Below are 12,316 nucleotides of genomic sequence, written 5' to 3' on the forward strand. Positions count from 1 at the left end.
GCCTATGGAAAAGTTACTCGAAATTCGTGCCATTGCGATAAAGGCGCTGTTTGTCATTTTGGTCGTGCATATCGTTCTCAGTGCGGTTGCCGGTTATTTTGCAAGCGGTGACGCGCTATCACCGCTTATTGCCAGCGCGGTTTTTGCCGCTATTGCATTTGTTGTCTGCCGGGGGGCGGGACCGCAGGCGCAGATTTCGCGCTTTATTGTGTCCTCTGCCATGATCCTGCAGGTCGCGGTTCTGGTCTATGCCTTCCGCGGGCATGAATGGCAGCTCGACATTCACATGTATTTCTTTGCAGCCTTGGCTGTGCTTGGCGCGCTGGTCTGCTGGAAAACGATTGTGGTTGCCGCTGGCGTTATTGCCCTGCACCACCTGATTCTGAACTTTGCCGTGCCCTATTGGGTGTTCCCGAATGGCGCCGACTTCTTCCGGGTGGTTCTGCATGCGGTGGTCGTGATTGTCGAAGCCGGGGTTCTGATCTGGTCGTGCAAAAGCCTTTACTCGACACTGACCAATGCCGATACCGCACGGGCCGAAGCCGAAGAAGCGGCAAAATCCGCACAGGACCTTCTGGCACAAAACGAGCGACTGCGTGATCAGCGCAAGATCGAACGTGAAAACTTCAAACGTGAACTGGCCGATCAGATCACTTCGATGATTGGTAAGTCTGCCAGTGCGGTGGATGCGGAATCGCTTCAACTGCAAGAACGCGCCCAGCTTCTTGATGATCGGGCACGTACCGGTCGTGAGGCGTCTGTCGGCGCGGTCCACGCGTCCGAGGAAACCTCGCAGAACGTGCAGTCGGCGGCATCCGCCGTTGATGAGATCAATGCATCAGCCGAAGAGATTTCCCGTCAAGTCGTCCGCGCCCGCGAGATCACCGACAATGCGGTTTCGCGGTCCTCGACGGCGAGTGAGCGGATCGAATGGCTGTCAAAAGCAGCCGAGAAGATCGGCGAGGTCGTCAATCTGATTACCGATATTGCGTCCCAAACCAACCTTCTGGCCCTGAATGCGACGATCGAGGCGGCCCGTGCCGGGGAAGCCGGCAAGGGCTTTGCCGTGGTGGCAAACGAGGTGAAAAACCTTGCCAACCAGACTGCGCGTGCAACCGACGAGATTGCCCAGCAGATCTCGGAAATCCAGGCCGCAACGGGCGATTCCGTTTCGGCGGTGAATGGGGTTTCGGAGACCATCGGTGATCTGGTGGAAGTCACCACCACGATTTCCTCGACCATGGACCAGCAGCAGGCCGCATCGCGCGAGATTGCCCAAAGCCTGAATGTCACGGTCGATGCGACCCGTGATCTGTCAGACCTGATCCATCAGCTATCGGAAATTTCCGATCAGACGGGTCAAACCGCGACCGAACTTCTGGGCAGTGCAGATCAGCTTGGATCAGAAGCAACCGATCTTAACCGCAATGTCGAAGCGGTTCTCGATCAGTTGGCAAAATCCGAATAAGGCTAACAAGCATCCCAACCAGCAAAAAATCCGGGCATCTTGCCCGGATTTTTTGTGTCTGTGTCTCGAATGAAAGTCTGAAACGAAAAAGGCCCGGGAATTTCCCGGGCCCTGATGCTGATCAGTTGTTTCCGGGTCAGGAAAAATCGACCTTCAGAATTTCATAGCTTTTGATGCCGCCCGGGACGGTGACTTCGACAGAGTCACCGACCGACTTGCCAATCAGAGCACGCCCGATCGGGGATGTGGTCGAGATACGGCCGGCATTGATGTCGGCTTCGATCGGACCAACCACCTGATAGGTGGTTTCCTCGTCGGTGTCTTCGTCAACGAGCTCTACCTTTGCGCCGAATTTCACGACATCGCCGGCCAGTGATGGCACGTCGATGACTTCGGAGCGGCTGAGCACGTCTTCGAGCTCGGCAATACGACCTTCGCAGAAACTTTGGCGTTCGCGTGCGGCATGGTATTCGGCATTTTCCGAAAGATCGCCATGCTCGCGGGCATCCGCGATGGCCTTGATGATTTCAAGACGTTCGACGGACTTGCGATGCTTCAGTTCTTCTTCGAGACGCTGATGCCCCTGGGGGGTCATTGGTACTTTTTCCATCGCGCTCACAGCCTATTCTTATTAGCGGTCGATACTACAAAATCAACCGCCCGGCATCCCGCCGGGCGGTCTGAATTCTTGCCTTTGGTTCAAAAGAGAACCTTAGTACTTGTCCCCAAGATATTCCTGAACGGGACGGACTGCAAGTGCGCCGCGTTTCAGGTTGTCGATGGCGCGCAACGTGGCGCGGGCACCGGCGACAGTGGTGTAGTACGGGATGTCATCGGTAAGAGCGGTGCGGCGGATCGAGAAACTGTCGACCACGGCCTGTTTGCTCTCGGTGGTGTTGAACACCAGTTTGATATCGCCGTTCTTCATCATGTCCACAATGTGGGGACGTCCTTCCTGTACCTTATTGACCGGGGTGACGTCCAGCCCTTCTTTTTCAAGAGCTTGTGCGGTTCCGTGGGTCGCAACCACGCCAAAACCAAGCGCAATGGCGTCGCGTGCCAGTTGAATAGCGGCAGGCTTGTCATAGTTTTTGACCGAAATGAACACCTTGCCTTCAAGTGGCAGGGTATGACCGGCTGCCATCTGTGCCTTGGCAAAAGCGCGCCCGAAATCGGTATCAAGGCCCATGACTTCACCGGTCGAGCGCATTTCCGGGCCAAGCAGGGTATCGACACCCGGGAAGCGGTTGAACGGAAGGACGGCTTCCTTGACCGCGATATGCTTGAACGGACCGTGATCAATGTCAAAGTCGCCAAGCTTTTCACCCGCCATGATCCGCGCGCCGATCTTGGCAATCGGGTTGCCGGTGGCCTTGGCGACGAACGGAACCGTACGCGAGGCACGCGGGTTCACCTCGATCAGATAGATTTCTTCGTCCTTGATCGCGAACTGCACGTTCATCAGGCCAACCACATCAAGTGCCTTGGCAAGTTCAACCGTCTGAGCCTTAAGGCGTTCGATCATCGCGTCATCAAGCGAATAGGGCGGCAGCGAGCAGGCCGAGTCACCAGAGTGAATACCGGCTTCTTCGATATGCTGCATGATGCCGGCAACAAAGACATGCTCGCCGTCCGAGACCGCATCGGCGTCAATTTCAATCGCATCAAGCAGGAAGCTGTCGATCAGAACCGGGCTTTTGCCCGAGACCTGCACGGCTTCGTGCATGTAGCGCAGAAGATCTTCGGTGGTGTGAACGATTTCCATTGCGCGGCCACCCAGAACATAGCTTGGGCGGATGACGATCGGATAGCCAATGCCTTCGGCGATCTGGACGGCTTCATCGACCGAGCGGGCAATGCCGTTGGCCGGCTGCTTCATGCCGAGCTTGTTGATCAGTTCCTGGAACCGGTCACGGTCTTCGGCAAGGTCGATGCTGTCCGGGCTGGTGCCCAGGATCGGAATGCCGGCATTTTCAAGTGCTGCAGAAAGTTTCAGCGGGGTTTGGCCGCCATACTGAACAATCACACCCATCAGCTCGCCCTTGGACTGTTCAAGCTGGCAGAGCTCGATCACGTCTTCGGCGGTCAGCGGTTCGAAATACAGACGATCCGAGGTGTCATAGTCGGTTGAAACCGTTTCCGGGTTACAGTTGACCATGATGGCCTCGACACCAGCTTCGCGCAGCGCATAGGCCGCGTGCACACAGCAGTAATCAAACTCGATGCCCTGACCGATACGGTTCGGGCCACCACCAAGAATGATGACCTTCTTGCGATCGGTGACTTCGGCCTCGTTTTCCGGCTCAAAGAAACCATCGCCTTCATACATGGAGTACATGTAAGAGGTGCGTGACGGGAATTCGGCGGCACAGGTGTCGATACGCTTGTAAACCGGGCGCAGGCCAAGCGCCTGACGATCGGCGCGCACGGCGTCTTCTTCGCGGCCCGCCAGTTCGGCAAGGCGCGCGTCCGAGAAGCCAAGCTTCTTGAGACGCAGCAATTCCTGCTTGTCGGTCGGAATGCCGTTTGCACTAACTTTTTCTTCTTCGGCGACCAGCATTTCGATCTGTTTGAGGTACCAGGGATCGAACTTGGTTGCGGTCTGGATTTCTTCAAGCGTCATGCCGTGGCGGAAGGCCTGGGCCGCATAAAGTACCCGGAACGGTATCGGCTGGGTCAGCTGGGCGCGGATCGCGGCCTTGTCCGGTGCGCCTTCGATTTTGACTTCGTTCAGACCGGTAAGCCCGGTCTCCATCGAGCGCAGACCTTTCTGAAGGCTTTCGGCAAAGCAGCCACCGATCGACATCGCTTCGCCAACCGACTTCATCGCGGTGCCCAGAAGCGGCTTGGCGCCCGGGAACTTTTCAAAGGTGAAGCGCGGGATTTTGGTGACGACATAGTCGATGGTCGGCTCGAACGATGCCGGGGTGACGCCGGTAATGTCGTTATCAAGCTCATCAAGCGTGTAGCCAACCGCAAGCTTGGCGGCGATTTTGGCAATCGGGAAGCCGGTTGCCTTGGAGGCCAGCGCAGAAGAACGCGACACACGCGGGTTCATTTCAATCACGATCAGACGACCGTCATCCGGGTTGACCGCGAACTGAACGTTCGAGCCACCGGTATCGACACCGATCTCGCGCAGGACGGCAAGCGATGCGTCGCGCATGATCTGGTATTCTTTGTCGGTCAGGGTCAGCGCCGGGGCAACCGTGATCGAGTCACCGGTATGGATGCCCATCGGGTCGACGTTTTCGATCGAGCAAATGATGATGCAGTTATCCGCATGGTCGCGGACCACTTCCATCTCATATTCTTTCCAGCCCAAAATGGATTCTTCGATCAGAACCGTATGGGTCGGCGAGATTGCCAGACCATTGCGCACGATCTGCTCGAATTCTTCGCGGTTATAGGCAATGCCGCCACCTTCACCACCAAGCGTGAAGCTCGGCCGGATGATCGCCGGAAGGCCGGTAACCTCAAGCGCCTTGACCGCGTCTTCGAAGGTGCTGACCATCGCGGAGCGCGCACTTTCAAGGCCGATCTTGTCCATGGCTTCACGGAACAGCTGGCGGTCTTCGGCCTTTTCGATGACGTGCTTTTTCGCACCGATCATCTCGACACCGTATTTTTCGAGCGTGCCGTCATCATGCAGGGCAAGCGCGGTGTTAAGGGCTGTCTGACCGCCCATGGTCGGCAGGATCGCGTCCGGGCGTTCCTTTTCGATGATCTTGGCAACCATGGCCGGTTTGATCGGCTCGATATAGGTGGCATCGGCCAGGTTCGGGTCGGTCATGATGGTCGCCGGGTTCGAGTTGACCAGAATGACGCGGTAGCCTTCTTCCTTGAGCGCCTTACAGGCCTGGGCACCGGAATAGTCAAACTCGCAAGCCTGACCAATAACAATCGGGCCAGCACCGACGATGAGGATTGATTTGATATCTGTACGTTTCGGCATGTCGTTTTCCGCTTTTAGCAGGGCGGGCGCGATGGCTGCACCGCCTCGTTTAAGTCCGTTAATCGCGTAATCTTGGGCGTGTCCTGAGGATCAGGTCAGGCTTTGGCGTCCTCGATCAGACCAACGAAACGTTTGAACAGGTAGTGGCTGTCATGCGGCCCCGGCGATGCTTCCGGGTGATACTGGACCGCGAAGACCGGCTTGTCTTTCAGGCGCAGACCGGCAAGCGATCCGTCAAACAGCGAGAAGTGCGTCGCTTCGACGCCGTCGGGCAGGCTGTCCTTGTCGACGACAAAGCCGTGGTTCTGGGATGTGATTTCAACAACACCCGTGGTGGTGTCCTTGACCGGGTGGTTCGCACCGCGATGGCCGACATCCATTTTCATGGTTTTCGCCCCAAGGGCGAGCGCCATCATCTGATGACCCAGGCAAATCCCGAACACCGGCTTGCCGCTTTCGATCAGGGTTTTGATGGTCGGCACGGCGTATTCGCCGGTCGCCGCCGGGTCGCCCGGACCGTTTGACAGGAAGATGCCATCGGGGTTCATCGCAAGAATTTCATCAGCCGGGGTGGTTGCCGGAACCACCGAGACCTTGCAATCGAGGCTTGCGAGGTTGCGCAGAATGTTGCGCTTAACACCGTAGTCGATGGCAACGACATGGTGCTTGGCGTTGCCAACCTTGCCGTATCCGCCTTCGCGCGACCAAAGTGCTTCGTCCCAGTCATATCCTGTGGTGCAGCTGTTATCCTTAGCAAGGTCCATGCCTTCAAGACCCGGCCAGTCATTGGCCTTGGCGATGAGGGCGGGGATATCAAAGGTGCCGTCTGGGTTGTGGCAGATCACACCGTTTGGCGCGCCTTCGGTCCGGATGCGTTTGGTCAGGCGGCGGGTATCAACGCCGGCAATCCCGATCCGGCCATGTTCGCTCAGCCAGTCGTTGAAGTGTTTCTCGGCACGGTAGCTTGACGGGTCGGTAATGTCCTGGCGCAGGATGCAGCCGAGGGCGACCGGTTTGGCGTTTTCGATATCTTCGTCGTTGGTACCTACATTGCCGATATGGGGGAAGGTGAAGGTAATCATCTGACCGGCGTAGGACGGGTCGGTCATGATTTCCTGATAGCCCGTGATCGACGTGTTGAAGCAGACTTCACCAACGACCTCTCCTCGGGCCCCGACGCCGCGTCCCCAAAAAACTGAACCATCTGCAAGAACCAGAACGGCAGAAGCACCAGGTGGCGGGGTGTGCGTGGGCGCTGACATTGGCAAATGTCCTTTCGATCTTTCCACGGTGAAACACGGAGTCTTTTTATATATAATATTTCTGCGCAAGCCGACAAAAACGGCTGCCTTTAACCTGCATACCGGACATGCAGACGCGCCAAGTGGTTTCCAGCAAGATGAACTGACCATGTCATGAACGTCAGCGTTGTATGCTGAAAGCGGGGCAAAGCGTGATCCCGGCAGGCAAATTGGCGGATGTCTACGGGAGTCGGCATGGCATGTCAAGAACGCATCTAAACTTTTATTTTATCAATAAAAACAATAACTTAGACGTTAACGTTTTCTTTGCGTCGAATGCTGTTTTGCGGTATGTTCGCTCCTTTCTTCCACAGAATCAGAGATGAGCCATGCTGCGATCGCAGCTTAATGACGCTTTGAAAAAGGCTGTCCTTGCTAAGGATGCCTGCTCCGTAACCACCGTGCGCCTCATTCTGGCGGCACTGAAGGAACGCGATATTGCCGCACGGAGCGACGGCAACACGGACGGCATTTCCGATGACGAGATCATCAGTTTGCTTCAGGCGATGGTAAAGCAGCGCCGTGAAAGCATTGAAATGTACACCAAGGGCAACCGCCCGGAACTGGCCGAACAGGAAGCCAAAGAGATCGAAGTGATCGAAAAGTTCCTGCCAGCCCAGCTGTCTGATGACGAAATCGAAGAAGCCGTGCGCGGCACGGTTTCCGATATCGGTGCGACCTGCCTTAAGGATATGGGCCGCACGATGGTCGCCCTTCGCGAAAAATACAGCGGCACGATGGATTTCGGCAAAGCCGGTGGTGTTGCCAAAAAACTGTTGGGTTAATCGCAACAGCACACTGTTATTTGGAAGCCGGGCGTGTAAAATCGTCCGGCTTTCGTCGTCCCGGGACCGGACAATAATCACATCAAATCAGGTCGACCGGGGCAGGGACCAATCAACTTCGTCGCAGCGCCAAGTTGCGACCTTACGGGAACGGGGCACACATGAGCTTTCCCCAGTCGTTTCTTGACGACCTGCGGGCACGGGTGGGACTGGCGGATGTCGTCGGTACATCGGTGAAGCTGATTAAGCGCGGCCGGGAATATTCCGGGCTGTGCCCATTCCATTCGGAAAAATCCCCGTCCTTCACGGTCAATGAGCAAAAGGGGTTCTATCACTGCTTTGGCTGTGGTGCGCATGGCGATGTCATCAGCTTTGTGATGAATACCCGTGGCCTGACCTTTGTCGAGGCGGTCGAAGTGCTGGCCAATCAGGTCGGTATGGAGGTCCCCAAACAGTCCCGCGAAGCCCAGGAACGCGAACAGAAGGCCAAAACCCTGTATGAGGTCATGGAAGCCGCCTGTGCGTTTTTTGAACGCATGTTGCGCATGCCCGAAGGCAAGGAAGGGCTTGATTACTTCCATCAGCGCGGGCTTGATGATCAGACGATTGGTGACTTCCGGCTGGGCTATGCGCCCGATAATCGCGGCGCGCTCAAGGCCGCACTCAAGCGTGAAGACATCGACGAAAAGCTGATGATCGAAGCCGGGCTTCTGATCGAGCCCGAAGATAGCGGACGGCAAAGCTATGACCGGTTCCGTGGCCGGGTGATGTTCCCGATCCTGGATCGTCGCGGCCGGGTGGTGGCCTTTGGCGGGCGCGTCATGGGCGATGCCAAGCCGAAATACCTTAACAGCCCGGATACGCCGCTGTTTCATAAGGGGCGGTTGCTTTATGGCCTGCCGCAGGCGCGCGAAGCATCACGTAACGATGCGCCGATCATTGTCACCGAAGGCTATATGGATGTGATTGCCCTGCATCGTGCGGGCTTTCGCGGGGCGGTGGCCCCCCTTGGCACGGCCGTGACCGAAGAACAGATTGGCGAGCTTTGGAAAATGACCAACGAGCCGATCCTGTGTCTGGATGGGGATGCCGCCGGGAAACGTGCCGCTGTGCGGGCGGCTGAGCGGGCCTTGCCGATCCTGCGTCCGGGAAAGTCATTGCTGTTTTCCATCCTGCCGGAGGGTGAAGACCCCGACAGTTTGATGGCCGCCCCGGATGGCTTTAACAGTTTCCGCAAGATTATTGATCATGCAGTACCGCTGGCCGAGCTTGTCTGGCGCATGGATGTGGGGACGCACAAGATTGACACGCCCGAACGGCGGGCTGCGCTTGAAGCGACGATCAATCAGCGGATTTCCGTGATCGCCGATGAAGCGGTGCGCTCACAATATAATGCGATGTTCCGTGACCGGATCTGGAAACTGTTCAAGGGCGATCGCGGGGGCAAGCCGGCAAATCGCGCGGGTTATTCCGGCGGTTTTCAAAATAAAAAGGCCGGCTGGGGTGGCAAACGCGGAAAAAATGACCATTTCTGGGGTCCGGCCGGTAAAGCGGTGCCGGGCATGTCGCGACCGCCCATGCAAAAGAAGCGCGACCTGCAGGACTCCATTCTTTTGCTGACGCTGATCAACCATCCTGCCTTGCATGACGAGATCGGCGAACAGCTCGGAATCTATAGTTGTGCAGACTCCGCGCTTGACAATCTTCGTCGGGCCGTCTTAAAGCTGCTTGACGATGATCCTGGACTTGATTGCGAGACGATCAAGGCTCATTTGGAGCGCGACGGGCTGTCAGAGACAGTTTTGCGGGTGGTCAGTGCGGAGGTAATAGCGCACGCTGCTTTCGCCAAGCCCGAAACGCCGCTTGAACGGGCCCTGACGGGTTGGAAGCAGGTTTTTTCCATGGCTGTAAGCTCCCTGGAGGACGAAGAGGCAAAATACGCCGTCCGACAGTTGGCAGCAGATACCAGCGAGGAAGAGTGGGAAAGGTTTTCTCATCGCCGAGAAGATCTCGCCCGACGCCGGGAGAAAGTGTTTAAGCTCGACGACTGATCTTGGATCAATGTGTGGTCTGGATCAGCGCTCGGGCTATTTGTGATTTGCGCTAAGAGATACGGCGCTTGGGACAACAACGGTACGAACGTACCCAGCGGGAAACGGGGAATAGATGTCGTCTAAGACTTCGAACGCTGAAGAGAAAAAGAACTCTTCTGAAAACGCAGACGGACCTCTTCTCGATACATATAAAGCGGCCATTAAAAAGCTCATTGCCAAGGGCAAGGAGAAAGGCCACATCTCGGTCGATGAGTTGAACGCGGCCCTGCCGTCCGAGCACTTCTCCTCGGAGCAGATCGAAGACGTGATGAGCAATCTCAACGAGATGGGCATCAATGTCATCGATGCGGATGAAGCCGACGACAATGACGACAGCGACGAGGCCGAAGCCGATCCGCGTGGCAACATCTCGGAAGAAGATGTTGGCCGGACCGATGACCCGGTGCGTATGTATCTGCGCGAAATGGGCAGTGTCGAGCTGCTGTCGCGCGAAGGCGAAATCGCCATTGCCAAACGTATTGAAGCCGGTCGCGACATGATGATTGGCGGGATTTGCGAATCCCCGCTGACCATTCGTGCGATTGTGAACTGGCATGACCAGCTTCAGGCTGGCGAGCTTTTGCTGCGTGACGTCATTGACCTTGAGACCACCTATGGCGGTGGCCCGGAAGCGGAAATTGCCGCAGCCGAAGGTGAAGAGGAAGAAGATACCGACGTCGATGCAGAAGCAGACGTCGAAAGCTTCGAATCGGCCAATGACGATGACGAAGAAGCCGAGACCGAAACCCCCGCTGGTATCACCGACGAGTCTGATGAAGAAGAGGACGAAGACGACGACGAGTCTGAAAAGTCCGAAGGCGAAGAAGGTGAGGGTGACGGCGAAGACGACGACGATGACGAGAACGAGCAGGTCAACGTTTCGCTTTCCAAAATGGAAGAGGAACTGACCGAGCAGGTTCTCGAGAAGTTCGAGCTGATCGCCAAGACCTATGAGAAGTTGCACAAGGCGCAGGAACAGCGTCTTGTGGCGCTGAACAAAGGTGAAGCCGTTCCGGCCGCAACCGAGAAGCGCTATAACAAGCTCAAGAACGAGATGGTCGATCTGATGGAAGATGTTCACCTGAACAACTTCCGCATTGAAGAGCTTCTTGATCATCTGACCGGTTTGAACAACCGACTGCTTGGCCTGGAAGGTAAACTTCTGCGCTTTGCCGACCGTTGCAAGATCAAACGTCCGGACTTCATCAAACAGTATCAGGGCCATGAACTTGACCCGAACTGGATGGAACGCGTTGGCGGCTTGCCGGGCAAAGGGTGGAAAACCTTTGTTGAACGCTATTCCGAAGAAATCGCTAACCTGCGCGAAGGCGTTGGTGGGGTTTCCTCCGAAGTCGGCTTGCCGATCGGGGAATTCCGCCGCGTATATGGCGTGGTCAACAAGGGCGAACGCGAAGCCGGCCGTGCGAAAAAGGAAATGATCGAGGCCAACCTGCGTCTCGTGATTTCGATCGCGAAGAAATACACCAACCGTGGTCTTCAGTTCCTTGACCTGATTCAGGAAGGCAACATTGGCCTGATGAAGGCGGTGGACAAATTCGAATACCGCCGTGGGTATAAATTCTCGACCTATGCGACCTGGTGGATCCGTCAGGCCATTACGCGTTCGATCGCCGACCAGGCGCGCACGATCCGTATTCCGGTCCACATGATAGAGACCATCAACAAGCTGGTGCGTACTTCGCGTCAGATGCTGCATGAAATCGGCCGCGAACCGACCCCGGAAGAGCTGGCTGAAAAGCTTCAGATGCCGCTTGAGAAGGTCCGCAAGGTTCTCAAAATCGCCAAGGAGCCGATCTCTCTCGAAACCCCGATCGGGGACGAGGAAGACAGCCATCTCGGCGATTTCATCGAAGACAAGAACGCCGTTCAGCCGCTTGATGCGGCGATCCAGGCCAACCTGCGTGAAACCACCACGCGCGTTCTGGCATCGCTCACCCCGCGTGAAGAACGTGTTCTGCGTATGCGTTTCGGGATTGGCATGAACACCGACCACACGCTTGAAGAGGTCGGTCAGCAGTTCTCTGTGACCCGCGAACGTATCCGTCAGATCGAAGCAAAAGCGCTGCGCAAGCTCAAGCATCCGTCGCGCTCGCGCAAACTGCGTTCGTTCCTCGATTATTAAGAAATCACATGCGGTTCGGGCTTGACCTTGCCCGGAAAATCGCTAGTTTTCGGGACCGCACCGGACCACCGGTGCGGTCTTTTCTTTACCCGGACTTTTGTCTTGGGGGCCCGTAGCTCAATTGGTTAGAGCCGACCGCTCATAACGGTCTGGTTGGGGGTTCAAGTCCCTCCGGGCCTACCGTGCAGCAATACTGTCACGTGCCACAAAAGTTGTCATTCGTGCCAAGAAGTTGACAACGATTTTGCTCTACGGTGGCTAGCTTCTTCTCACCAATATCTAGAGCATCATCTAAACAGCAATCAGCTGGTTTGTTGTTCACACTGACCAGAAATTCGCGCCTGGTGGTTGACCTGGTCGGCCATGCGTTGCCCAGCCCGAGCATAAATTAAGAAAACAGCCCCGAGTCTTGTAAGTTATTCAATCGGCATCAGGTCTTTTCCGGGCTGGCTTAGCCTACAACAGGCTTCTTAGACCACTTCATTTCAAAACGAAATTAAATTATAAGTTGAATTATGTATTTTGAAAATGGATACAGAATTCGGATTTGTTTTCGGAAAAACATAAAATT

Annotated in this window: 7 protein-coding genes and 1 tRNA gene; 5 read left to right on the forward strand and 3 right to left on the reverse strand. The window is 56.1% G+C overall.

The features are described 5' to 3' along the window. Positions 1-4 precede the first annotated feature (4 nt). Positions 5-1,468, forward strand: coding sequence for a methyl-accepting chemotaxis protein (locus ACXAIA_RS19465; protein WP_475350813.1), 1,464 nt, complete (start codon positions 5-7; stop codon positions 1,466-1,468). 136 nt (positions 1,469-1,604) lie between these two features. On the opposite strand, the gene greA is transcribed toward ACXAIA_RS19465, so the two are convergent. From greA to carA, 3 genes are all read right to left on the reverse strand, one after another. Then, positions 1,605-2,078, reverse strand: coding sequence for a transcription elongation factor GreA (greA, locus tag ACXAIA_RS19470; RefSeq protein ID WP_475350814.1), 474 nt, complete (start codon positions 2,076-2,078; stop codon positions 1,605-1,607). Between the two features lie 102 nt (positions 2,079-2,180). Beyond that, positions 2,181-5,423: a carbamoyl-phosphate synthase large subunit gene (gene carB, locus ACXAIA_RS19475; protein WP_475350815.1), complete on the reverse strand. Its 3,243-nt coding sequence runs from the start codon at positions 5,421-5,423 to the stop codon at positions 2,181-2,183. 95 nt (positions 5,424-5,518) lie between these two features. Next, positions 5,519-6,685, reverse strand: a complete 1,167-nt coding sequence (gene carA, locus ACXAIA_RS19480) for a glutamine-hydrolyzing carbamoyl-phosphate synthase small subunit (RefSeq protein WP_475347107.1) — start codon at positions 6,683-6,685, stop codon at positions 5,519-5,521. 368 nt (positions 6,686-7,053) lie between these two features. Between carA and ACXAIA_RS19485 the strand changes: the two genes are divergently transcribed. The 4 genes from ACXAIA_RS19485 to ACXAIA_RS19500 all read left to right on the forward strand — a co-directional run bounded on the left by ACXAIA_RS19485 (position 7,054) and on the right by ACXAIA_RS19500 (position 11,925). Then, positions 7,054-7,509, forward strand: a complete 456-nt coding sequence (locus tag ACXAIA_RS19485) for a GatB/YqeY domain-containing protein (RefSeq protein ID WP_475350816.1) — start codon at positions 7,054-7,056, stop codon at positions 7,507-7,509. A gap of 161 nt (positions 7,510-7,670) precedes the next feature. Next, positions 7,671-9,560, forward strand: coding sequence for a DNA primase (gene dnaG, locus ACXAIA_RS19490; protein WP_475350817.1), 1,890 nt, complete (start codon positions 7,671-7,673; stop codon positions 9,558-9,560). Positions 9,561-9,675: 115 nt separating this feature from the next. Further along, the gene (gene rpoD / locus ACXAIA_RS19495) at positions 9,676-11,745 is read left to right on the forward strand and encodes an RNA polymerase sigma factor RpoD (protein WP_475347110.1); all 2,070 of its coding nucleotides are present in this window, start codon (positions 9,676-9,678) and stop codon (positions 11,743-11,745) included. A 106-nt stretch (positions 11,746-11,851) separates the two neighbouring features. Then, positions 11,852-11,925, forward strand: a tRNA-Ile gene (locus ACXAIA_RS19500). Positions 11,926-12,316 lie beyond the last annotated feature (391 nt).

This window comes from Thalassospira sp. ABL2_045 (genome assembly GCF_056161285.1).